This window comes from Chryseobacterium sp. 22543 (assembly GCF_052044565.1).
Classification (GTDB): Bacteria; Bacteroidota; Bacteroidia; order Flavobacteriales; family Weeksellaceae; genus Chryseobacterium.
Map to the genome: position 1 here is coordinate 948,918 of NZ_JBQENH010000001.1, position 24,810 is coordinate 973,727.

Sequence of the window (24,810 nt, forward strand, 5' to 3'; positions counted from 1 at the left end):
GCATTGATAATTTTAGACACAAAAGTTTTAAATATTTAAGTTTTTTTAGAGCCAAACTTTATGTACAATAGTACACATTAGTTTTATAAAATGTTTGATTTTTCGTCTTATATGAGCTTTTCACCAGAAGCATTTTAGACTTACCAATTAAAATAAAAAAACCTGTTTAAAATGCTTAAACAGGTTTTTTTATATGAATTTGCTTTGAATAATTGCTTATCCTTTTGGAGCATTTTATTTTTAAATGGAAATGTACTTTATTCAGGTTCTGCAATTCCAAGGAAAATGACTACTCCGTCGCCACCGGGATTATCAAAAACATCTACAAGGGCTGACGGTTTCCAGTTGTTCATACACCACAGATTTCCGGCACCGTCAATATTTGTTGAAGTCAGTCTCATGATTGGCTGATAACAATGCATTTGTAACTCTTCGTGTTTTGATTCGTTCAATTTTGGTTTTCGCTGAGTACCATATAAAGGATATCCATTAGCTAAAGTGACCTCAGAACCGCCTGTAGGAAGAGTAAGCAGCATTGCCGTTTCCGGTTTTGACGGATTACGAAGCATCGTTACTCCAAAAGGCCCCTGCATATCCAGCGTAGGGTTATTCTTAAAATCCGTTTCATGACCAAAATTAGCCAGAAAAACAGTGTGGTTTTTATCTATTTTAACTCCCCAGGGAGCATAAGTATTGACATCATAATATCCCAAAACGGTTGAAAGGTCTTTGCTAAGAACTGTGGCACGGCTACTGCTTACTCCTACCACAACAACATCGCCATTACCATTTATTGCAATCTGACGAAGTGATTCATAACCTTCCTGCTTATTGGCACTTTCAGAGTAATTACTGAACCAGCTATTTGTAACCACCAGTTGATTTCCTTCAATTGCAACTTTATAAACTGCTGAAAAAGCACAATTTTCAGGAACATCTTTATCATAATTTCCGATACAGGAAACATAAGCACTTCCTTTATGATCAGGAATTACATCAAATATTTTTAAATAAGGGGTTTTGGTTGGTAACGGAGGTAAGTTTTGTGATCTTTTTACGGGAAATTCATTACAAATAAGAGTTAATTCCTTTGTGGGACCCTTTCCAAAGTCACCATCTTCCGGTTTTAGATAAACAACTACTGCACTCGGTTCGTTTTCAAAAGGATAAATTCCCGGTTTGGCAGGTGCGAAAGGTTCCTGGCAGCCCACCGAAGCCATCCATAGATTTCCCTGATTATCATATTCCATTCCCTGAACCCTGGAAAGTCCTAATGTAAAACCATTGGAAGGACTTACCGGTTTTCCATCTTTATAATAAAAACGGGAGATACTTCCTTCTTGTGGATTGTTATATTCCGAACCCCAGCCGAAGTTACCGAAGGAAATATATTTTTTATCCGGGCTCACTGCAGCTCCAAAAGCTACTCCAAGTAGTCCGCCACCCTGAACCGGAGAAAAATCAGCAGGTGTAGCATCGTATTTATAAACAGGACAATGCGTTCCGGAATCCGGAGAACCGGCCCTGAAATTATTGGCGATCCATGCATTATCATCTGCATCAAAAACAACAAATGCAGCACCACTTGGAATAAAGTTCTTAGCTCCCGAAGAATTACTTTTTAAGGTAAGTGTCCAGTTATTAGGAATTTTTTGATCATCAGTCATATTTTTCATTGAGACTAATGAATCCGGGTAAATTTCTTTCAAACCAATAAGCATTTTATAAATATTATCGGCATTATTACAAGGATCATGTAATAAATTTCGTACAGCCTGAAGAAAATTTTTGTTTGATTCAGAAGGTTCATGCCACGCATAATCCAAAAACTGTCTGTAAAAAGGTTTTCCTGTACTGAGGATTGGGTTTGTTAAAGAATAATAGTACAAATTACATAAAGAGTTGAACATCGGATAACTGTTCGTTTCAAAGCCATTCGGTGATGTGCTGATCATAGCCCCGATGACTCCTTCTGTTTTGTAAAGATTCTTCTTCATCCCATAAGCAATTTTCATATTTCGTTCGGTACCTGTAATATGAACTGTTCCGTTATCATCTACTTTCGACATACGTGCAAATGTATAGATTGAAGCAATAGAGGATTCAGGATTTACAATGACAGGAGCAGTGACATCAGGAAGATAGAATGTTGCCAATAAACTTAAGGGCTCGCCTTCAATTTTATATTTTGTATCTTCAATGATATATTCATGCACCCAAACGGTTACAGTGTAATATTCTGATTCTGCATTTTTAATTTCAACACTGAAAGTATTGTTTTCAAATGAGGTTTTGTTATTAACAGCGCCAATAAAATTTTCAACAATTCCAAAAACTTGGAAACTTCCTGAAGTGATGATCATATTTTTCACTTCAACACTAAATTGAACGGTTTTTGTTGACATAAGCAAATGATTAATTGGTTCAGTTAAAGATTAATCAACCAAATGTCGGGATAAAGGATTGAATTTTATTCAGTAGAAATACGGTACTGAAATTGTTGATAAAAACTTGTTATATTAAAAAAGAAGGAATGAAAACTTTAAACAAGTACAAATTCAATAATAAAAAAAGCATTTCAAATTGAAATGCTTTTTTATATTTTTAAAGTTCTTTTCTTAATCTTGCGACAGGAATATTGAGCTGTTCACGATATTTCGCAATCGTTCTTCTGGCAATATTATAACCCTGTTCCTTTAGAATTACCACTAATGCATCATCGGTAAGCGGCTTTCTTTTGTTTTCTTTACTGATTACTTCCTGAAGATGGGTTTTGATCTCTTTGGTAGAAACTTCCTCTCCATCATCATTCGTTAAGCTGTCTGAAAACAGGTCTTTAAGATATACAATCCCGTTAGGGGTATCTGCATACTTACTTTTTACCACCCTTGAAATAGTGGAGATATCAAATCCTGTAATATCAGCAACGTCCTTCAGAATCATTGGTTTCAGAGACTTTTCGTCTCCGGTAATGAAATAATCCTTCTGAAACTTTACAATGGCTGTAATCGTCTGTAATAAAGTATTCTGACGCTGATTAATAGCATCTATATACCATTTTGCGGCATCCAGTTTCTGCTTGATAAATAATGCAGCCTGCTTATGTTCCGATGAGTTTTTATCATGGGAATAAGTAGTCAAAATATCTTTATACTCTTCAGAAACTCTTAAAGTAGGTGCATTTTTGCTGTTGAGCATAGGAATCACCAATCCATCTTTTACCTGAATTACAAAATCCGGAATAATTTCCTGATTAATTGTAATTGTTTGTGTATCGAAGTTCCCTCCTACTTTCGGGGATAATTTTGAGATTTCTTCCAGTGCATCTTTCAGATCTTCTTCTTCAATATCATATTTCTGAATGATCTTATTGTAGTGCTTATTCGTCAGGGCTTCAAACTGATGTCTCAAAATATTGGCAGCTAAAGAAACTGCTTTATCTGAGCTTACTTTCTTTTCAATTTGCAGCAATAAACATTCCTGCAGGCCTCTTGCTCCTACTCCAGATGGATCCAGTTTCTGAACATAGTTCTCCAGAATATCCTCAACTTTTTCTTTAGTTGTGTAAATTCCTTGTGAGAAAGCCAGATCATCAACAATAGACTTGATTTCTCTTCTAAGATATCCGTCTGTATCTAAGTTCCCGATAAGGTATTCTGCAATCTTAAGATCTTCATCACTGATATTAATCAGGTGAATCTGTTCTGTAAGATAATCATATAAGGACTGTCCCTCTGTGAGAAGGCTTTCGTTGTCAAATTCTTCATCATCCGGAGAATAATTGCTGGATGCAGTTTTATAGCTCGGTTCATCGTCATAGATATATTCATTGACGTCGAAATCTGTTTCAATGCTTTCTGTACCCTCATCCTTATAAGCATCTTCCAGGGAAGAGTATTCATCTTCCTTAGAATCTTCTTTCGCAATTTCCAAAGCCGGGTTTTCTTCTAACTCTCTCTCCAACTCCTCTTCAAATTCAAGAGTATGAAGTTGAATAAGCTTCATCAACTGGATTTGCTGAGGGGCCAGCTTTTGTCCTAATTTGAGTTGTAAGTGTTGTTTAAGCATATTCTTATTTGCGTTTTAACATAACATATTCTACGAATTTAATAAATTTATTTGATAAAAAACGTATTTAGCATGATTTTTGCATGATACATCCCATCTTAATAAACTATTGAAAAATAAAAAAAGCCTTAACTTGTGATTAAGGCTTTTTTTTTTGTTCTAGAATTCAGCACTTTTCGGCGTTCTTGGGAAAGGAATCACATCTCTGATATTCGTCATTCCTGTTACGAAAAGAACTAATCTTTCAAGTCCTAAACCAAAGCCTGCATGCGGCACAGAACCGAATTTTCTGGTATCAAGATACCACCAAAGCTCATGTTCATCTACATGCATATCTGCCATTTTCTGTTTTAAAACATCCAGTCTTGCTTCTCTTTCTGATCCACCGATGATTTCACCAATACCAGGGAAAAGAACATCCATAGCTGCAACGGTTTTATTGTCATCGTTCAGTTTCATATAGAAAGCTTTGATCTCTTTCGGATAATCAAATAATACGACCGGGCTTTCAAAATGTTTTTCAACAAGATATCTTTCATGCTCAGACTGAAGATCTGTTCCCCAACTTTCAACCGGGTAAGCAAATTTTCCTTTTTTATTTTCTTTCGAGTTCAATAGGATTTCGATTGCTTCTGTATAGCTTACACGCTTGAAACGCTTAGCCACTACATTCTGAAGTTTTTCGATAAGACCTTCTTTTGCTCTTTCTTTTTCCGGTTTTGTTTTCTGTTCTTCTGCAAAACGGTTGTCTAAGAACTCAAGATCATCTTTACAGTTATCCAATACATACTGGATTACATATTTTAAGAAATCTTCCGCAAGGTCGATATTGTCTTCAAGGTTGTTGAAAGCAACTTCCGGCTCAATCATCCAGAATTCTGCAAGGTGTCTTGTGGTGTTAGAATTTTCAGCACGGAAAGTAGGTCCGAATGTATAGATTCTTCCTAATCCCATGGCTGCAGTTTCTCCTTCAAGCTGTCCTGAAACGGTAAGGTTTGTTTTTTTACCGAAGAAATCCTGTGCAAAATCAATATCTCCTTCCTCAGTTCTCGGCATATTGTTCAGGTCAAAATTGGTTACTCCAAACATTTCACCTGCTCCTTCTGCATCTGCTCCTGTAATAACCGGTGTGTTGATATAGAAGAACTGGTTTTGATTGAAGAACGAGTGAACCGCAAAGCTTACTGCATGGCGCACTCTGAACACTGCTCCGAAAAGGTTTGTTCTGAATCTTAAGTGTGCCTGCTCACGAAGTTTTTCAAGACTGTGTTTCTTAGGCTGAAGAATTGTACTCTGAAGTTCTTCTGTAAAATTATCTCCTAAAACAATAATCTTTTTAGCGATAATTTCCACAGACTGTCCTGCTCCCTGGCTTTCCACTACTTCACCCACTACTTTCAGGGAAGAAGCAGTACTGATATTCTTGATGATTGCTTCATCAAAATTTTCGAAATCAACAACTATCTGCAAATTATTAATCGTAGAACCATCATTAAGTGCAATAAAGCGATTTGCACGGAATGATCTTACCCATCCGTAAACTGTAATGTCATGATGTAATACTTTCTTGTAATCCTTTAGGACTTCTTTGATCGTTTGCTTTTTCATTTGTTGATGATAAATTTTTTATATAAAAATTAATGTCCGCAAAGTTACAAAAAAACAGCGCAACTTGATGATTGCGCCGTCTTTAAAAATCATTTAACGAGTATTTAAACTTTGAGTTCAGGGAATTCACCTGTTTTCTGCTGCAGACTCTTCTTCATTTTCAGGTTACATTTCCACTCAATATTGTCCTGAACTTCAATAAAATCCGTATTGACACGGAATGAACACACTTACACTATCACTTTTAAAAAGAATAAAATTTTATTTTACTCCGAGTTTTCATGGAATTAGTTTTATTGAAATGGTTATTAGTTTTTAAGTGATAACTCCGTGGTAAATTACCCGGTCATACATCCATTTTTAGACTATACTATACTTTTAAACTGTGTGGCGGATTCACCACTGGATTTTGTTTTTAACTGTTTATGATTTTTAATGATCACTACACTTTTATATTTCCAAACTTTTGAACAATTATCTCATTATTTACATTTTATTTTCTGGTTATTATCCACTTCATTATTAATTTTTATGATATAATTCCTGATTTGATTTTCTAATTAATCAATAGTCTGGAATGATATCTTGTATTGTGCACATACAAAATAAATGGTTGTGTTTTTACCTGAAGCAAAGATGCAGGAAGTGGAATAATGAAACAAGTATATGATCTATAGATTCATAAATTTATATACATAAAATCATGAATTTATAAACACAAAATAAATGAATACCAATAAATTAAACCTAATTTGAAGACATATTTTCAATCTCTTTCAAATAGATGGAAAGAGGGGTTCCGGTTCGTTTTTTGAAGGCTAAAGTGAAAGCCTGCTCATTATTATACCCTAATTCTTCTGCGATAAATGGAATTTTATAGGACCTGAATTTTCTGTCATTGGCCAATCTGCTGATGGCATAATCAATACGGAGATCGTTGAGGTACGTTGCAAAATTTTTCCCTTTGTAAGTATTGATAATTTCTGACAGATATTTAGAGTTTGTTTTTATCTTTTTGGCGAGACTTCCCAATGTAATTCCTTTATTTAAAAACTGGTCTTTGTTTTCAAAGATTTCAAGTTCTCTTAAAATGGTTTGGGTAATATCTTCTGAGATTGTTCTGGTAGTTCTGTCTTCTGAATTTACTGTATTTTCTATCGGAAGAGGCTCAGACAGGGTTTCTTTTTTGAATTCAGAATCTTTGTTCTTTCCTACTCTGTTTTCATTAACAGACTGGATCAGATCCTGGGCAATATTTTTATAATTTTTTTCTGATTTTTTGTATTTGAAATAAAAGTTGATAAATAATAAATGTGATATAAGCAAAAGACTTAAAACAATATAAAAGAGACTCTTTCTTTTTGTAAGCTCATTGGTAATATTTTCTTTCTCCTGCTGTAGTTCCGGAGTATCATATCTTCTCGGAAGCTCTCTGGAAATATATCTGAATTGAGTATCCAGAACCTGATCAACTTTTAAAAAGCGATCCACATAATACAGTTGTTTTTCTTTATCACCGTTTTCTTTATAATAATCAATCAGGTAAGTATATACATCTCTCAGCTCCGGATAGATATAATTTGTTTTAAGAACCATAGAATCAATCTTCCGGAAAAAGTCTACAGCTTTTTCTTTTTCCTGAAGCCCGGCATAGGATTTCCCTAAATATAAAAGAGTATAATGCTGGTTTCTTTTACTGCCACTACTATTGGTAAAAAAATATTTTTCACATTCCAATAAACCATCAATAGCTTTCTGATAATTTTTTGAATGCAGATGATAATATCCCAGCAGTCCAAGATTCTGATAATAACGGTAAACATCATTATTTTTTTTGGAATCCTGTAAGCCATTCTGTATCAATACATACGCAGAATCCATTTTATTAATTTCTATGTAAGCATCAGCCAGATTCAGTTTGAGAGAGTTTTTCTCAACTTCATTCATATAATCAGCATCATAGGCATAATGTCTTAATACTTTAGCTGTTTCCGCGTGTTTTCCAATATAATTATTCAGATAGGCAATACTGATGTGTGCCATGGCAATCTGCCTCTTATTTCCTTTTTCTTTTGCATACTTCAGCCCTAAGATATAATTATTCAATGCAGACTGAAGATTATCATTTCTAAAATAAAGATTTCCTCTTAAAAGATAAGTTCTGGCCGGATAGGTATTTTCTTTAGAATTTTGGGTGATATGCTGTAAGCTGTCAAGATATTTTAAAGCATTGGGTAAGTCTTCGTCAAAATGAAGCATAACATATCCCTCAGCAATATGACTGATATTTTTTTCAGATTTTGCCTTTTTAAGATATGAGTCTGCAATACTTTTACTGTTTTCTTCTCCCGCACGGCTGCCATAGAATTCTTTTTCCAATTCTTCATAAGTACGGTGTTCGGGGATATTTTTTTCTATATCATGGGTTTGTGAATGACAGAACACATTCCCGATAATCAAAAACAGTAGTAAAAGTTTTATTTTCATCATTCATCCTAGCTATATTACAAAAATATTATTTTTCTTCAGTAGATACACCAATCCTTTTATTTTTTTCCGTGAATGGGGAATAATTTTATTAAAACCAATGCTGATAAACTTACAAAAGAGAGTAAAGTCTTCATACTGTACTCTCTTCATCAATTATTTCCATTCTACTCTACCTTCCAGATAATACACTCTCCCATTGTTTTCATACAAAAGATCATAGCCCTGAGATGTCAGATAAAAATGACAGACTTTCATCTCTCCGTTTCTGTCTTTAAACTGAATAATAGCAGGACACATTTTCGCGCGGTCCATTTTCTTTACGATCAGATCAAAATTTTTCTGGACATTCTTTTTACCGTACAAAGACAGCATCCGGTCATCAATAAAACGGACATATTTTAAAGAGGAAAGAGGATAAGTAATCAACGTGAAGGGTTGTCCCGCAAGTTTGGCTGCATTTTCGTTAAAAAAATTCGTGATCGAAAGACTGTCCTGTGTAATTTTTTTCACTACACTTGATTCATATCTTTTCCCGTCATTAAATTCCATACTGTATATAGCTTCCATTTTAATCTCAAATCCTTTCCCTGATTTTCTTAAATCTGTAAGGTCTGTAAATTCTTTTCCTTTTTTGATCACTAATAAAACATTCCCTTCTCCAAAATCGCAGTCATAATATTTTTTATAATCAAAAGAATCTTCACTATTGGCCTTTAATGTATCGGCTGCAACATTTTGTGAAAAAATAAGCGCTGGCAACATCAATAAAAATAAGATCAGTTTATAATTTTTCATGGTTTAATTATTTATGGGTAACAAACTTTTTCATAACGTCTTATTTGTTTTCTGTTTCTTGAAATTCCAGTTGATCAGAGGAAGTTTTCTTTTGCCGTTTTCATTCCATCCGCCAATCTGTATCCCTCTGAAATCACTGCATTTATTGTATAAACCAATCTGTATTCCCCTGCATTTCTGACCAACATTAGCCAATGGCGCTACAGAAATTCCTTTCATTTCATGATGAAGATTAAAAAATGGAGAAACAGACATTCCGTTAGTCACCGCATGTGTATTAATATTACTAGAAACATTAATCTCCAGACCATTGGTGACGGTAGGTTCCATATTGATCAGAGACAATTGAAGTCCATTGATTTTATTCATCTTTTCACGGGGAACTACTACATAATCATCATCAAGGCTCCAGCTTCCTGGTGACTGTAAAGTGAAAAGCATCAGCGGAGGAAGGAAAATACCTACAACATTGAACCCAAGGCCTAATCCATTTACTTTTTTAGGCTTAAAATGATCTTCCTGATCATAGTATTTAAATAAAATTCCGTTGACGTTTCTTACATTCTTTGAAGGAGAAGCTGCTATCAATCTCGGTTTCAAAGAATCTGCTTTTAAACTGTCTGATGCATAAGCCAGACTATTGAATAAAAGAACTGCTGTAAATAAAATTCGTGTTTTCATAACTCATTATTTTAAAATTACATTTCAAAATTATCAGCAGAAAGCACAGTTCCGAATGTGAAAAAAAATTAAAAAAAATATTACATTTGTGAAAATCACAAAACTATGCACCAGGAAGCTCTATTGAAGGAAATCCGAAGAAAAATCGGGGAAAGATCTTTAAATGATGAGATTGCCAACATTCTCAATATCAGTTATGATGCGGCCCACAGAAGAACTTCTTTGAAAGCCAAGTTCAGCTTTGAAGAAGCGCTGGAGCTTGCCAAATACTATCAAATCTCACTGGATCAGTTCCTGGGAACAGAAAATCAATTGGTTGTCAAAAGAACACAACCGGTAAGAACCACCGAAGACCTTTTAAACTATTTTGAAAACTCATTGAAAATTTTAAACGTTTTTCAGGATATCACCAATTCTAAAGTATTTTATTCAGCAAAAGACATCCCGTTTTTTTACACCATTTCAGGTTCAATGCTATCCCGTTTTAAGTTTTATGTCTGGATGAATTTACTGAACCAGGACAAATTTCTAAGCCCTTTTCATGAGTTTAATATGGAATATCATTCAGTAAAAAATGACATGCTGAAAGATCTTTATGATAAACAAAACGTAACCGAAATCTGGAATGACACCACCATTATGAGCGCTTTGAGACAAATTTCCTTCTACTATGAAATGGGATTATTAAAGAAAAATGATGTAGATCTTATTCTGGATGACTTAAGAAAACTACTGGAAGGTCTCGAAATTAAAACACTGGAAAAAACTAATTTCCAGATATATGTGAATGATTTAGTAATTTTAAACAACAGTATTTTATTCAAAAATGAGCAGCAATGTTCCTTTTTCGTTCCTTTCAGCATGTTTGGATATATGATGACCAATGATAAAATCACCTGTGAAGATTCTCTGAGTTATTTTGAGCATCAGATCAAAAACTCCAGATCACTGAACGAATCCGGAAACCGGGAAAGGAAAATGTTCTTTAATAAAATGTATGAACAGATTGACCGATTAAAACAGAACTTATCATGAATACTCTTCGTAAAGGCGAATATTTTGGAGAAACCAATCAAATGCTCAATTTAGAAGGATTGACTATCACTGATACGGAGTATACACATCCTTTCGTAGACTGGCATTATCATGAAAATGCCTACTTCACCTTTTTGCTTCAGGGCAATATGACAGAAGGAAACAGAAAAGAAACTTATGGCTGTTCTGCTGGAACATTATTGTACCATCATTGGGAAGATCCGCATTACAATATTAAACCGGATATTTTTACAAGAGGATTTCACATCGAACTCTCACAAAGTTGGTTTGATCATTTTGACATCCAGAAAAATAAAGTGGAAGGCAGTTTCAATATAAAAGATCCCAATCTGAAACTATTGGTTTATCAGATGTTCAAAGAAACGAAAACCAATGATTTATCTTTTGAAATAGCCGTCAATCAGTTACTATTGCATCTTTTCAGTCAATTGACCCATCAGAAGAAGATAGTTGATAGAAAGCCAGTCTGGGTACGTCAGATCAATGAAATTTTACATGAAAGCTTTACAGAAAGTCTCAATCTTACGGAGCTTTCTAAAACCCTGAACATCCATCCTATTCATCTCAGCAGGGATTTCCATAAATATTTCCACTGTAATCTGGGCGAATACCTCAGAAAATTAAAACTTAATAAATCACTTGAACTGCTGACTTTGCCCCATTCTTTAACGGATATTGCCATGGAATGCGGCTTTTCAGATCAGAGTCATTTTATCAGATGTTTTAAAGAGAATATCGGAATCACTCCCTTGAAATACAGGAATCTTTTGAAAATTCATTAGAATCTATCTGAATTTAAATGATATAAAAACCACCATTCACGATTTGGATACATCATTCCCCGATTTGGATACATTTTCCCTTCTGTAACTTTTCATCTTTGTACCATCATTTAAACAAAAAAATATTTAAAAATGGAAACAAAAGAAGTATGGTTCGTGACAGGAGCTTCAAAAGGCTTAGGATTCGAGTTGGTAAAAAAATTATTATCCGAAGGATTTCAGGTTGCTGCAACAAGCCGTACCGTTGAATCCCTGATCTCCACCATCGGAGAAACTTCTGAAAACTTCCTTCCGCTTAGCGTAAACATCACAGACAACAACGATATAAAATCTGCTATTGCCAAAACGGTTGAACATTTCGGACGAATTGATGTAGTTGTCAACAATGCTGGTTATGGACAAATCGGAACCTTGGAGGAGCTTTCGGATGAAGAAGCAAGAGAAAATTATGCTGTGAATGTTTTCGGAACCTTAAATGTGATCAGAAATGCGATGCCTTATCTCCGTGAGCAAAGATCCGGAAACATCTTCAATATTTCTTCTGTTGGAGGGTATTCTGCTAATTTTCCGGGTTGGGGAATTTACTGTTCAACAAAATTTGCTGTTGCCGGATTTACTGAAGCTTTGGCTGAAGAAGTAAAAGATTTCGGAATTCATGCTACCGTTGTGTATCCTGGATATTTCCGCACAGATTTTTTAACTAAAGATTCTGTGAAAACACCTTCTAATCCTATTCAGGCTTATGAAGCGGCAAGAAATTCTGAACAGGCCCATCTTAATGACATCAACGGAAACCAGCCTAATGATCCGGAAAAAGCAGCTGATGTACTGATCCAGATCAGTAAAGAGAAAAATCCGCCTGTACATTTATTATTGGGTGTCGGAACGATAGAATTTCTGAATAACAAAATTGATATTTTAAAGAAAGACGCTGAAAAATGGGAAAGTCTGACTGTTTCCACTGCGATTTAATTTGATACTATCCTTCGACTCCGCTCAGGATGACATTCCTAATACTTACTATTTTAATTTAATCGGATGAATTAAATATAAAACTTTAGAAATCATCCTGACCGGAGTCGAAGACATTTGAATCAATACGTTATATTTTTTTCAAAAAACAACTAACTTCGCTATTATGAAACAGCCTGTTCGTTTTAATTCCATTTCAGATTTTCATGCCTTCTGCAGTCTTCCCAATCCTGAGCATCCGCTGATCAGTGTGATAGATTACAGTAAAGTCCGCTATGTTGTGGATAATGACGAATTGAAATGGATTCAGAATTTTTATTCGATTGGTTTGAAGAAAAATGTTACTCCAAAATTCAATTACGGGCAGCAGCAATATGATTTTGATTCGGGCGTATTATGTTTTGTTTCTCCACAACAGTTTTTAAGTCTGGAAATAAGACAGGATATTGAAGTAGAGCCTACCGGATTTCTATTGCTGATTCATCCCGATTTTCTGTGGAACACTTCATTAACCAAGAAAATAAAGTCTTATGATTTTTTCAGTTATCAGGTAAAAGAAGCTCTTTTCCTTTCTGATAAAGAAGAGAAAATCCTTGTTGATATTTTTAAAAATATTGAACGGGAATATCAGTCCAATACAGATAGATTTACGCAGGAACTGATCATTGCCCAAATTGAATTATTACTGGTTTACTCTGACCGTTTTTATGAACGTCAATTTTTCACCAGAAAAAAATCAAGCCACGAATTATTATACAAGTTTGAAGATATTCTTTCCCAATATTTCGAAAGTGGAAATCTTCTTGAAACCGGAATTCCATCGGTAAAAACCATTGCCGAACAAATGAATATTTCGCCCAATTATCTGGGAACACTTCTACGACTTCACACGCAGCAAAACACCCAGCAGCACATTCAGAATAAGCTGATTGATTCTGCCAAAGAACGTTTGAGTACCACAAGTTTATCAGTAAGTGAAATTGCTTATGAACTGGGATTTGAACATCCACAGTCTTTCAGTAAACTCTTTAAACAAAAGACGAATCAGTCTCCGGGAGAATTTAGAAAGCTTTTCAATTAGAATACACGGCAAATAATAAAATAGCAATGTTAATTTCATTCTATTTTACCATTAAGAAGTTTGCTACTTTTGTTGAAATACTTCCTGCAATGAAACCAGTTCTACTATTGATCTTTATTTTCACATTTTATATTTATCAGGGACAAAATAAAAATATAATTGATCCTGAAAAAATTGAAAATCCAATTCAAAAAAAATATACCGGAAAAATTGTTTTCCTTAACAAAGCCGTTGCCCTTGAAAACTTAAAAGATTCGGACTTTCTCACTTCTTCTGTGTTTCAGGAAAACGGAGATCTTGGAATTCATGCTTTTTTTGACAATTCTCTTGTCAACTACCTTCATCAGCTTGAACCCAATTGGGCTGTTGATGAACTATTGAAAAACGGAAATTATCAATTCTCATTTTATGCAGACGGAAAACTGATCTATAAAGAAAATCTCAATACGGGTGCAGGTACTGCAGAAAATAAAAAAGCCAAAACCACATTGAGAATTCCTCTTCTCAGCAGTAAAAACGAAGATTCGTGGGGAAGATATCTATGGATGCGCTTCTATATGGCCCACAACGGAATTGATGCTCTCACGGAAGGAAATCATATTTTAAAGATTGAAATGCGTCCGTATCTCAATACTTCTACAATCAAGACAGGACCTGTTATAGCAGAAGGTCAGATTAATCTCAGTATTCCTTCCCAAAATATTTCTGAAAAGCAGATCGCTGTTCAGTCCATCCAACCCAGCAGTGAATGGAAGGTTTCTCAGGCAAAGATCAATACGGAAACTATCAGAAATCTGAATAAGAAAATTGCAGAAAACAGGTTTAAAAATATAACCGGAATTGTCGTTGTAAAAGACGGAAAATTGCTTCTTGAAGAATATTTCAACGGATCCGGAAGAGATTCTCTGCAGGATACCCGTTCTGTAGGAAAATCGTTTTCTTCAGCATTAATGGGAATTGCAATCAAGGAGGGATATTTAAAAAGCGAAAATCAAAACCTGAAAGAATTTTATGACCTGAGACAATTTAAAAATCATTCTTCCCAAAAAGAGAATGTTACTATAAAAAGTTTATTGACAATGAGTTCCGGATTTGAAGGAAACGATGAAAATTCTGAATCTGCCGGAAATGAAGAAAACATGTATCCTACCGAAAATTGGGTGAATTTCACATTGAATCTGCCCATGACAGAGAATGTAACAGGAAAAAACTGGAGTTACTTCACAGCTGGCGTTGTGATAACCGGAGATATTTTGGATAAAACAGTTCCGCAGGGCTTAAAAAACTATGCGGATAAAAAGTTATTTCAACCGCTTGGAATCACCAATTATAAGTGGCAGTTTACTCCACAGCAAAAACCTTCTCTGGCAGGAGGACTGCGTATGAAAGCACTTGATTTCGCAAAATTCGGGCAGCTGTACAGCAACAATGGAGTTTGGGAGGGTAAAACTATTTTGAGTAAAGACTGGGTTAAGAAATCTTTTACCAATTATTTTTCCGATCATCAGGATTTTGAAGGCTATGGGTATTTATTCTGGAGAAAAGTTTATACTGTGGGAAACAGCAGTTATGAAGCTTTCCAATCCAGCGGAAATGGTGGAAACAAAATCATCATCTTCACCAGGATACCGGTTGTAATGGTGATTACCGCACAAGCTTACAATAAGTCCTATGCTCACTCACAAGTGGAAAAAATGGTACAGGAATATCTTTTACCCGCCTTGATGATGGATAGTAAAAATGAGTAATGAAAATGAGTAATGAGTAATATAAAGGGAGGAAGAAAAGCTTATTCGTCTTTCTTAGATGGAACCAGAAAAACATCAATAAGACCTTCAGGAAGTTCCATTTTTATGATTCTTTCTTCTCTGTCAACTTCAAGAATCCAGTCTTTGATCATAGGAATAACCACTTCTTTTCCATCCAGATTGGTAATGAAATACACCTGAGCCGTCTGATCGTTTACAGATCTGATCACTCCACAGTTATTATCATTTTGATCAAAAATTTCATACCCGATGATCTCGTGGTAATAGAATTGTTTTCCCGAAAGTTTAGGCAGTGAAGCAAGCGGAAGGTAAACATTTTTACCCAAAACCTGGTCAATCATAGCCTCAGAAGAATTTTTGAATGCAAGATTCAGAGCATCAGATTTGCTCCATGATGATCTTTCAATAAAAAATGGAACCAATAATCCGTTGATTTCAACGAATATTGATTCCAATTTATTGTAAAGCTCGGGTTGATCGGTATCCAATTTAAGGATTACGTTACCCGCAAGTCCATGTCTGCGTGTGATTTTACCTAAAAAATAGCAATCTTCTTTACGCATAACAGGATTTGGTCTTAAGCTTCAGTGTTTTCTTCAGTTTCAGCAGCAGGAGCTTCTCCTTCTGTAGCCTCAGCAACAACTTCTTCAGCAGGTGCGTTTGCAGCCTCTTCAGCAGCTTTAGCATCAGCATCAGCTTGTGCAGCAGCAGCAACTCTAGCTTCGTTTACTTTTACTTCAGCATCTAAAGCAGCTTTCTTAGCATCAGCTTTAGCAGTTGCTAAACCTTCTACTTTACCTTGTACTTTAGAATCTTTAGCCTCTACCCAAGCATTGAATCTTTTTTCAGCTTCAGCTTCGTCAAAAGCACCTTTAGCTACACCACCTTGTAAGTGTTTTTTGTAAAGAGCACCTTTGTAAGATAGGATAGCTCTAGCAGTATCAGTAGGCTGAGCACCGTTGTTTAACCACTGTACAGCAGAATCAACGTTCAATTCGATAGTTGCCGGGTTAGTAATTGGGTTGTAAGTTCCTAGTTTTTCGATGAATCTACCATCTCTTCTAGCTCTAGAATCTGCAACCACGATGTGGAAAAAAGGTTTTCCTTTTTTACCGTGTCTTTGTAATCTGATTTTTACTGACATAATGTTTGAATTTTACGGGAACTCGTCCCAGTTAAATATTTAAGAGTGCAAAGATAGTAAAAAAGTTTGAAGTAAAAAGCTCCAGGTAAAAAGTTTTATAAATTCAAATTATTTTTTCCAAAAGCGGAAACCTGCTCTCACTACTCGCTTTTTTCTTTTACAAAGAAAAAGAGCTTAGACAGGCCGCTCGATCAGGGCTATTTTAAGACAAACCTCCCATATAGAAAAGTCCCAGACACTTCTGGTTTTCTTCAATAGTAAGAGCATCCTTCAACTCTTCTACAATTTTGGGAGAACTCCAATAGCATCCGATATTATTCGCGGTGCAGGTAAGATACATGTTCTGAACCGCCATTGAAACAGCAGCTATTTCTTCCCATTCCGGAACCATTCCGCTGAAATTGACAACAATGGAAACTACGGCGTCAGATTTATTGATTTTAAAACCAATATCCTGGTATTTCTTCTCCAAAAAAGTCTGTTCAGATTGTGTAGCTTTATAGATAGCCTGCATTTCTGAAGCCAGTTTTGCTTTTTCTTCCCCTTTGAAGATCTTGAAACGCCAAGGCTTTGTTCTTTTATGATTCGGAGCCAGTGTTGCTGAATGTAAAATTTCATCAATGACTTCCTGAGATATTTCGGTATCAGTATAATCTTTTGGGAAAATACTTCTTCTTTGCTCTATGATTTCTTTTAAAATGGATGCTTTATTCATGTAACAAAATTACAAAAAAGATAGAAGCAGGAAGCGGGATGAAGGAAGTTTAATGTTTGGCCGGGTGATAGATGCTGGAAGCTTATCAAAATTACTTTTTACTTTTACAAAACCTCTATAATCTTCTGATGGATTTTATTTAAAGTAAACTCATCGCCTGATTTCATGCCCATCATTTTTTTGGCCATGGGGCTTTCAGGAGAGATGGCATAAAACCGGTCTCCTTCAAAAAAAAACTCTCCTAAAGACACTGATATATAAAACCGGGCCTTGTTGGTGATCACCAGTGAGCCAAGCTGTACTCTTTCCGTAGAGGTATTCAGGACTTTTGCCATATTTCTTTTAAGATCATTCAAAGCCCCCAGCTGTCGCTGCATCTGATAAATCTCCTCCTGCATCTCTTCTCTCATGCTGTCATATTTTGGAGTTTTTTTGATGTCACGGCTGGCCTCCAGGGTAAATTCGATAAAGTTTTTAAGCTTTTCAATTTTCTCTGCGATAGTAGTTTTTACAAAGTCTCTGATATGATTTTTTTCAAATACAATCTTCTCCATACAATCGATTCTTTATATAAAGATAATATTTTTGAATAATATTTCTTTGACTTAACATAAAAAAACGATTGCAAAATAGTTCATCCTTTTTAAAAATATTTTTTAGCTTTGCCTCTTTAAAACTACAACCATGTTTAAAGCACCATTTTCATTTGATGGGAGAATCAGAAGAACAGAATATGGATTATCATATCTTATATATCTTGTGTTTTCTGTTCCTTTCAATTTTTATTTTCAGACTAATGAACAGCCATCCGGGGGTGTTACTATAGTTTTCTTTCTTTTATTAATTCCATTTCTTTGGTTTCTTATTGCACAGGGAGCAAAAAGATGTCATGACAGAGGAAATTCAGGTTGGTTTCAACTAATTCCTTTGTATGGTTTATGGATGTTATTTGCAGACAGTGACCACGGACCCAATGAATACGGACCTAATCCTAAGGGTGAAGGAAACTATAACTCGATCAACGAGATTGGTAAGAAAGAATTGTAATAAAAAAGCCTTGTAAAATTTACAAGGCTTTCGTTTTATTTTTCAGCAAGTTTCTTCAGATCACCAAGACCTTGGCCAAACATTTTATCCATGTTACTGTCCATCATAGGCTTCATGATCTTCATCATGGTGTTCAATTCATTATCAATCATCCAGGTTACTTTTGTTCCGCTTCCTTCAGGAGTCAGTACAATATTACTTTTAGCCATACCTTCAAAAGGTTTTATGAAATGAAGCTGGGTACCTAGCTTTTCATTAGGTGTAATTTCAGTAATGGATTGCTCACCTTCGCTGTCATCCCCTGTCCAGTGATAGGAGTCGCCTATCTGGTCTCCTGCCCCTGAGTAGGTAACAGAGAAATTTTTTATTTCTTTAGAAAAAGGATCCCATGTATTGTATGCTTTTAAAGAGTTTGTATGCTGCCATACTTTATCTTTTGGCGCATTGATGACAATAGATTTTTCATAATGGTAATCTTTACTGAAAGCCAGCATAGCAATTACAGCATAGATAATAATCAGCGCGATGATGGCTCCGATGATTTTTAAGAGTGTTTTCATAGTCTATATATTTAAGGTTATTTATTTTAAATCTGTTCTCAAAATTAAATATTCCCACATCACTCCCACTTTCCATATGACAAGATTATTTAAAGATAAGTATTTTTGTCATAACTTGTGAGTAAGGCATTATTTTTGAGCATTTCAGCTGTGATTCCTGATGAATCATTACATTTACCTTATATAAAGATCAAAAAATGAATATTTTAACAGAAAAATTTACTACCCCATACCATTCAGCACCATTCAGTGACATTAAAAATGAAGATTATCTTCCGGCATTTAAAGAACTGATACAAAAATCCGAAGCAGAAATTGATACTATTGTCAACAATCCTGAAGCACCTACTTTCGAAAATGTAATCGAAGCACTGGCCTATTCCGGAGAGCAGTTGGATGTGGTTTCAAATATTTTTTTCAACTTAAATTCTGCAGAAACCAGCGATGAAATTCAGCAAATCGCTCAGGAGGTTTCTCCGATCTTAACGGAATATTCTTCAAAAATATCTCAAAACGAAGCCCTTTTCAACAAAATCAAAAAAGTATATGATGAAAAGGACAAATATAATCTTAATGAAGAGCAGGAAATGCTTTTAAATGAGACCTACAAAGGTTTTGTAAGAAACGGAGCTTTATTGAATGAGGAAGACAAAGAAACATTAAAGAAAATCAGCATGGATCTTTCTTTAAAATCTTTACAGTTCGGACAGAATGTTTTGGCTTCTACGAATGCTTATTTCAAACATATCACCAACAAAGAAGATCTTGCGGGAATTCCTGAGGCTATCATTAATCAATATGCAGAGGAAGCTAAGGAAAGAAACCTGGAAGGCTGGGTAGTAACGTTACAATATCCAAGCTATATTCCATTCATGACGTATGCTGAAAACCGCGAACTGAGAAAGGAACTGGCATTAGCAAACGGTAAAAAGTCTTTTGACGGCGGAGAGTTTGACAATCAGAATCTGATCAAAGAGCTGCTTACTCTAAAACAGCAGAAAGCTGAACTTATTGGATATAAAAACTATGCAGATTTTGTTCTTGAAGAAAGAATGGCCAAGTCTCCGGTAAAAGTTCTGGATTTTCTGAATGAGCTTTTAGCCAAGGCAAAACCATATGCTGATAAGGAAATTGAAGAATTAAAAGCTTTAGCAAAAGCTGATGGAATTGAAGAAATGCAAGGCTATGATCACGCATTCTATGCTGAAAAACTTCGTAAAGAGAAATTTGATCTGAATGATGAGGAATTAAAACCTTACTTCCCGCTCAATCAGGTACAGGAAGCTGTATTCGGACTGGCTGGAAAACTTTTTGGATTGACTTTTGAGGAAAGAAATGATATTCCGAAATACCACGAAGATGTAAAAGTATATGAAGTAAAAGAAGCCTTCGGCTCCGCTCAGGCTGACAGCTACAAGGCATTATTATACGTTGATTATTTCCCAAGAAAAGGGAAAAGAGCCGGTGCATGGATGACCAGCTACAAAAATCAGTATAAACAAAACGGTGAAAATTCCCGTCCACATATTTCAATTGTTTGTAACTTCAGCAAACCAACAAAAGATACACCGAGCTTATTGACATTCCAGGAAGTGACTACTTTGTTCCATGAATTCGGGCATGCTCTTCACGGAATGATGGCAGATACCCAATATCCTACGTTGTCAGGAACTTCTGTAAAATGGGATTTTGTGGAACTTCCATCTCAGTTTCTGGAAAACTTCTGTTATGAACCAGAGTTCTTAAAAACATTCGCCAAACATTATAAAACCGGGGAAGTACTTCCTGACGAGAAAATTGAAAAGATAGAACAGTCTAAAAACTTCATGGAAGGTTATCAAACCTTAAGACAGCTAGGTTTCGGACTTCTGGATATGAACTACCATACAAAAGTTGAAGAATTAAAAAATGAAAGTGTAAAGGAGTTTGAAGATAAGTATACCAAAGCAACAACTCTTTATCCTTCCAATTCCGAAACGGCAATGAGCCCAAGTTTCTCCCATATTTTCCAGGGCGGATATTCTGCCGGGTATTATTCATATAAATGGGCTGAAGTTCTGGATGCGGATGCTTTCCAGTATTTCAAAGAAAACGGAATCTTCAATCCTGAGATTGCTGCCAAATATAAAGTACTGCTTTCTTCAGGGGGAACAAAAGATCCAATGGAATTGTATAAAAGCTTCAGAGGCAGTGAGCCGAAAGTAGAGAGTTTATTGAAAAGAGCATTTGGATAGGATATACATTCAGATTGTGACAGAAAAAATAAATATAAAAAGGACAGCAATTGCTGTTCTTTTTTGTTTCATCGTTACGTGTATTGTGCTTTATGAAATTTTGTAAATTAGTCGCTCAATATACTCAAACCAAATTCCTGATTTCACATGACCATCGAAGAACAAATCAAAGACTATATCAACAGCCAGCCTGAGAAGAAACGAAATGATATGCAGGAACTTCATCACATCATTCTAGAGCTTATGCCGGCATGCCAGCTGTGGTTTCTGGATGGTAAAAACAGTGAAAATAAAACAGTTTCCAATCCCAATATCGGCTATGGATTCTATACCATACAGTATACCGACGGAAACACCAGAGATTTCTATCAGATTGGAATGAGTGCCAACACCACGGGAATTTCTATTTATGTTCTCAACATTGATGATAAAACCTATCTGTCTGCCACCTATGGAGATAAAATAGGTAAAGCCAGTGTAACCGGATATTGCATTAAATTCAAAGCGTTGAAAGATATCAACGTTGAAATCCTGAAAGCGGCCATCCTGGATGGGATTAAAGCATAAGTAGATCCTTTACATAAAATATCTTATAAATTTGTCTTTATGACACCAATCCAACAGCTTTATAAAACCTTAGATGAACGCAAACGTCCTGAAGATGTTGCGGAAATGATTGTTGATATAATAAAAAGCGATCTTAAAATTCATGAACATGCTATTTTAAGTAAAGCAGCCAACCATTCCCTGAAAAACAGTTTCTATGGGTACACCTCAATGCTTGAAACTTTTGGAGTTGCCATCGGTGCAGGAAAACAAATCAAAAAAGCGGTTGAAATTTTTAAAATCAGTGAAAAAGAAAACTCGGGATATAATAATGTGGATGAAATTGAAGCTTTTCTGAAAGAAGTTTCTTCCCTTATTCATAAAGATGTTGGACAAAATGATTTCAGAAAAGACCGTCTTAATAAAGATTTGAGAAAGCTCGCCGGAATGGATATTTCCAAACGGAATTATAATAAAAAATGGAGGCTTCTGAAAAGGATTGAAATAAGGCTTCAGAAATTTATTCACGAATCAAAAAAGATTGAATTTCAGAAAATTTCCAAACACGGACTTTCCCATACGATCAGTTTTGAAGATTTCTCTGCTGATCTGAATACAGCCTGCTTTATCGCTTATTTTAATGCACGCAGCAATCTGAGAAGCACCTTTACCAATCAAAGCCAGGACAGACCTTTTGATGAGATATGCGACATGCTTTTCAACCGATGCAAACAAAATTCGGAAGGAACAAATTGGTCAGCTATTTCCTATATCTACTCTTCCCGGGAAGTTTTACAGCATCTGACAGACGAACAGAAAGGAAATTTATTAGGAAAATGGACCGTTATTCTCGAAGAAATTTCAGGATTTCTGGAGATGCTTTGGTACGAAAATGATATTTACAGGAAAACCATGGCTGTCAAAAAAGGAAATGATTCCACCACCTGGAATAATACAGCCGGAGCCTGGAATAAAGCCAGAGATAATTGGATGAACCTGATTTATGCTTTAGGGCTGGATTCTATTCTTGAAGATCTTTGTTTTGGAAAAGTAATGCGCCTGATGGCAGCCGATGTGATCGCATGGCATTTATCTACTGGCGGCAAGATCGATCCCAATACAGAAGTCTGGAATAATGTACCTTTGCCATGGGAGGTTTTTCAGGAAAGAGTTTTCTGCAATAAGGAAATTATTGTCAATGCCTGTAAGGAGGCTGGCATAGATCCTGAAAAATCAGGATGGATTGCTCCGAGAATTCATGGAGTAAGCCCATTCAGACCTACCCCTGAACTGGTGCATGGGGTGATGGTTTCAAATCCGTTTCTTGCGAAAGTCTTAAGACAGAATAAATATTTTTCAGGAAAAATATGAGAAAAATAAAAGGATAGGTTAGCTCAGTGGCAGAGCACCTGGCTCTTCACCCGGGTTGACGCAGGTTCGAGCCCTGCACCTATCCTGATATCTGATATAGCTCAGTGGCAGAGCACCCGGCTCTTGGACCGGGAGGACACAGGTTCGAGCCCTGTTATCAGACCGAATTAATACAATAATGAACAGGAATACGAAACTTTCTGTTCTAAGAAGCTAAATTTGTACAGCATAAGCAAACATCCATTCTGTAATTTTAAATAATGAGTACTATACCCCAAAGATTAGAAAACGTAAAAAAACTTCAGGCTAAAAGATGGGAAAATGAAGACCATTGGGATACTTTAAATGACCTGCTGATCAAAGAACTGGATGAAATTTTACTGATTGAACCTGAAAACACACCGGCTTTAATTAATATTGGTGCTGTGTATTCCGATATGGGAGAAAATGAAAAAGCGCTGGAGTATTTAAAGACGGCTTTAGAATTAGGTTCTAAAGACAAAAACCTATTTGTAAACCTGGCTATTGTACTCGTTTATATGGAAAAGCATCAGGAAGAATATTTGGAATATCTTGAAGAAGCTGAAGATAAAATTGAGGATCCGCTTACTTTTAAAGCGTATTTTGATCCTCAATCCCGTTAAAAGTATGTTCAATTAAAATTTAAAACTATGTTACTAGCCATATTACTTCCTTTCTTATCCTTCATTATCCGTGGAAAAGTTCTCACCGGAATTATCTGTCTGATTTTACAGATTACGCTGATCGGATGGCTTCCTGCCGCCATTTGGGCTGTTCTTTCTTTAAACAATGAAAGAGCAGATAAACGCAATGACAAACTGATTAAAGCGTTTCGCAAAAATCAAAAGTAACTTTTCAATTCCCAATACAGACAATACATTGAGATTCTGATATAATTGTCGTAAATTTACATAGGCCCTATTCTCACCGGAGAAATTACTGGAACTAAAATTCCTTTGACTGAAATATTTTCAAAGTCTGAAACGTATTAGTTTAACATCAAAAAGAACAGCAATATTCCATGTCAAGGTTTTGAACCTTGACATGGATAATAAAAAAGTCAAAATGATTTTAATTAAAGAACCTCATTTTTTGAAGCTATGAAAGAAAATAAATACGACAATCCATCATTTTTTGACCAGTACGAAAAAATGCTCCGCTCACAGATAGGATTGGAAGGAGCCGGAGAATGGCACACCTTAAAAAAGATGCTGCCTGATTTTCAGGGAAAGAATATTCTTGACCTTGGCTGCGGTTTTGGATGGCACTGCCGGTATGCAATGGAAAATGGTGCAGAATCTGTGATCGGAATTGATCTTTCGGAAAGAATGCTGGCCAAAGCTCAGGAAATCAATAATCTGGAAGGAATTCAATATGAAAGAAAAGCTCTGGAAGATGTTGATTATCCTGCTGAAAAATTTGATATCATATTGAGTTCACTCACATTACATTATGTAGAATCATTTGATACTATTGCTCAGCATATTTACAATTGGTTGAGTCCCGGGGGATCTTTTGTCTTTTCAGTGGAGCATCCTGTTTTCACTGCTGAAGGCGGCCAGGACTGGGTGTATGATAAAAACGGCGAAAAAACCTGTTGGCCTGTAGACCGTTATTTTTTAGAAGGAAAAAGAAACACTACTTTTTTAGGAGAAAATGTGATCAAATACCATCGTACTTTAACTTCTTATTTAAATACACTATTAAAACACGGCTTCAAAATCAAAGAAGTTATTGAACCGGAACCAGGTCAGGAGATGTTGAAAGAAATCCCGGAGATGAAAGAAGAACTCCGCAGACCGATGATGTTGTTAATCTCTGTTGAAAAATAGCTTTTAAACTGGCAGACGGATAATTTTCCCTGCATGGA

Annotated in this window: 23 protein-coding genes and 2 tRNA genes; 14 read left to right on the forward strand and 11 right to left on the reverse strand. The window is 35.6% G+C overall.

All coding sequences use genetic code 11. The features are described 5' to 3' along the window. Positions 1-257: 257 nt before the first annotated feature. The 6 genes from ACTJIP_RS04185 to ACTJIP_RS04210 form a co-directional block, all read right to left on the reverse strand. A complete protein-coding gene (locus ACTJIP_RS04185) occupies positions 258-2,405 on the reverse strand; it encodes a hypothetical protein (RefSeq protein WP_440704151.1) in 2,148 nt (715 codons plus the stop codon). Between the two features lie 199 nt (positions 2,406-2,604). Further along, positions 2,605-4,068: an RNA polymerase factor sigma-54 gene (rpoN, locus tag ACTJIP_RS04190; protein ID WP_077419195.1), complete on the reverse strand. Its 1,464-nt coding sequence runs from the start codon at positions 4,066-4,068 to the stop codon at positions 2,605-2,607. A 159-nt stretch (positions 4,069-4,227) separates the two neighbouring features. Beyond that, positions 4,228-5,676: an asparagine--tRNA ligase gene (asnS, locus tag ACTJIP_RS04195; RefSeq protein ID WP_047386768.1), complete on the reverse strand. Its 1,449-nt coding sequence runs from the start codon at positions 5,674-5,676 to the stop codon at positions 4,228-4,230. Between the two features lie 747 nt (positions 5,677-6,423). Then, positions 6,424-8,166, reverse strand: coding sequence for a helix-turn-helix domain-containing protein (locus tag ACTJIP_RS04200; protein ID WP_440704152.1), 1,743 nt, complete (start codon positions 8,164-8,166; stop codon positions 6,424-6,426). 153 nt (positions 8,167-8,319) lie between these two features. Then, positions 8,320-8,961 (reverse strand): hypothetical protein, encoded by a 642-nt coding sequence (locus ACTJIP_RS04205; RefSeq protein WP_440704153.1) that lies wholly within the window; start codon positions 8,959-8,961, stop codon positions 8,320-8,322. A 30-nt stretch (positions 8,962-8,991) separates the two neighbouring features. Beyond that, complete coding sequence (locus tag ACTJIP_RS04210) at positions 8,992-9,642, reverse strand: LA_2272 family surface repeat-containing protein (protein ID WP_219073176.1); 651 nt, start codon at positions 9,640-9,642, stop codon at positions 8,992-8,994. A gap of 105 nt (positions 9,643-9,747) precedes the next feature. Between ACTJIP_RS04210 and ACTJIP_RS04215 the strand changes: the two genes are divergently transcribed. The 5 genes from ACTJIP_RS04215 (at position 9,748) to ACTJIP_RS04235 (ending at position 15,281) form a co-directional block, all read left to right on the forward strand. Further along, a complete protein-coding gene (locus ACTJIP_RS04215; RefSeq protein ID WP_180564462.1) occupies positions 9,748-10,677 on the forward strand; it encodes a helix-turn-helix domain-containing protein in 930 nt (309 codons plus the stop codon). Beyond that, complete coding sequence (locus ACTJIP_RS04220; RefSeq protein ID WP_440704154.1) at positions 10,674-11,480, forward strand: helix-turn-helix transcriptional regulator; 807 nt, start codon at positions 10,674-10,676, stop codon at positions 11,478-11,480. Before ACTJIP_RS04215 ends, ACTJIP_RS04220 begins: the two co-directional genes overlap by 4 nt. Before the next feature lie 132 nt (positions 11,481-11,612). After that, positions 11,613-12,452, forward strand: a complete 840-nt coding sequence (locus ACTJIP_RS04225; RefSeq protein ID WP_440704155.1) for an SDR family NAD(P)-dependent oxidoreductase — start codon at positions 11,613-11,615, stop codon at positions 12,450-12,452. Positions 12,453-12,618: 166 nt separating this feature from the next. After that, entirely contained in the window at positions 12,619-13,533 is a 915-nt protein-coding gene (locus ACTJIP_RS04230) for a helix-turn-helix domain-containing protein (protein ID WP_077419188.1), read from the forward strand. A 26-nt stretch (positions 13,534-13,559) separates the two neighbouring features. Next, positions 13,560-15,281, forward strand: a complete 1,722-nt coding sequence (locus tag ACTJIP_RS04235; RefSeq protein WP_440704156.1) for a serine hydrolase domain-containing protein — start codon at positions 13,560-13,562, stop codon at positions 15,279-15,281. 41 nt (positions 15,282-15,322) lie between these two features. Here ACTJIP_RS04235 and rimM read toward each other — a convergent pair whose 3' ends face one another. The 4 genes from rimM to ACTJIP_RS04255 all read right to left on the reverse strand — a co-directional run bounded on the left by rimM (position 15,323) and on the right by ACTJIP_RS04255 (position 17,715). After that, positions 15,323-15,865: a ribosome maturation factor RimM gene (gene rimM, locus ACTJIP_RS04240; protein WP_047386745.1), complete on the reverse strand. Its 543-nt coding sequence runs from the start codon at positions 15,863-15,865 to the stop codon at positions 15,323-15,325. A gap of 14 nt (positions 15,866-15,879) precedes the next feature. Continuing rightward, positions 15,880-16,446, reverse strand: coding sequence for a 30S ribosomal protein S16 (locus tag ACTJIP_RS04245; RefSeq protein WP_077419187.1), 567 nt, complete (start codon positions 16,444-16,446; stop codon positions 15,880-15,882). Between the two features lie 202 nt (positions 16,447-16,648). Next, complete coding sequence (locus ACTJIP_RS04250; protein WP_219073179.1) at positions 16,649-17,161, reverse strand: nitroreductase family protein; 513 nt, start codon at positions 17,159-17,161, stop codon at positions 16,649-16,651. A 104-nt stretch (positions 17,162-17,265) separates the two neighbouring features. Then, positions 17,266-17,715 carry a hypothetical protein gene (locus tag ACTJIP_RS04255; protein ID WP_077419185.1) on the reverse strand — a complete coding sequence of 150 codons (450 nt, stop codon included), beginning with the start codon at positions 17,713-17,715 and terminating at the stop codon, positions 17,266-17,268. Between the two features lie 130 nt (positions 17,716-17,845). Between ACTJIP_RS04255 and ACTJIP_RS04260 the strand changes: the two genes are divergently transcribed. Then, on the forward strand, positions 17,846-18,208 hold the full coding sequence (locus tag ACTJIP_RS04260) for a DUF805 domain-containing protein (RefSeq protein ID WP_077419184.1): 363 nt from the start codon (positions 17,846-17,848) through the stop codon (positions 18,206-18,208). A gap of 35 nt (positions 18,209-18,243) precedes the next feature. Here ACTJIP_RS04260 and ACTJIP_RS04265 read toward each other — a convergent pair whose 3' ends face one another. Then, positions 18,244-18,768, reverse strand: coding sequence for an SRPBCC family protein (locus ACTJIP_RS04265; RefSeq protein WP_440704157.1), 525 nt, complete (start codon positions 18,766-18,768; stop codon positions 18,244-18,246). 197 nt (positions 18,769-18,965) lie between these two features. On the opposite strand from ACTJIP_RS04265, the gene ACTJIP_RS04270 reads away from it, so the two are divergent. The 8 genes from ACTJIP_RS04270 to ACTJIP_RS04305 all read left to right on the forward strand — a co-directional run bounded on the left by ACTJIP_RS04270 (position 18,966) and on the right by ACTJIP_RS04305 (position 24,772). After that, on the forward strand, positions 18,966-21,002 hold the full coding sequence (locus ACTJIP_RS04270) for a M3 family metallopeptidase (protein ID WP_440704158.1): 2,037 nt from the start codon (positions 18,966-18,968) through the stop codon (positions 21,000-21,002). 147 nt (positions 21,003-21,149) lie between these two features. Continuing rightward, entirely contained in the window at positions 21,150-21,569 is a 420-nt protein-coding gene (locus tag ACTJIP_RS04275; RefSeq protein ID WP_077419181.1) for a DUF1801 domain-containing protein, read from the forward strand. Positions 21,570-21,608: 39 nt separating this feature from the next. Continuing rightward, positions 21,609-22,919, forward strand: a complete 1,311-nt coding sequence (locus ACTJIP_RS04280; RefSeq protein WP_077419180.1) for a hypothetical protein — start codon at positions 21,609-21,611, stop codon at positions 22,917-22,919. Between the two features lie 11 nt (positions 22,920-22,930). After that, positions 22,931-23,005, forward strand: a tRNA-Lys gene (locus tag ACTJIP_RS04285). Positions 23,006-23,009: 4 nt separating this feature from the next. Then, positions 23,010-23,082, forward strand: a tRNA-Lys gene (locus ACTJIP_RS04290). A gap of 97 nt (positions 23,083-23,179) precedes the next feature. Further along, a complete protein-coding gene (locus ACTJIP_RS04295) occupies positions 23,180-23,563 on the forward strand; it encodes a tetratricopeptide repeat protein (protein ID WP_077419179.1) in 384 nt (127 codons plus the stop codon). Positions 23,564-23,590: 27 nt separating this feature from the next. Next, on the forward strand, positions 23,591-23,791 hold the full coding sequence (locus tag ACTJIP_RS04300; protein ID WP_077419178.1) for a YqaE/Pmp3 family membrane protein: 201 nt from the start codon (positions 23,591-23,593) through the stop codon (positions 23,789-23,791). Positions 23,792-24,040: 249 nt separating this feature from the next. Further along, positions 24,041-24,772, forward strand: coding sequence for a class I SAM-dependent methyltransferase (locus tag ACTJIP_RS04305; RefSeq protein WP_077419177.1), 732 nt, complete (start codon positions 24,041-24,043; stop codon positions 24,770-24,772). Positions 24,773-24,810: the final 38 nt, after the last annotated feature.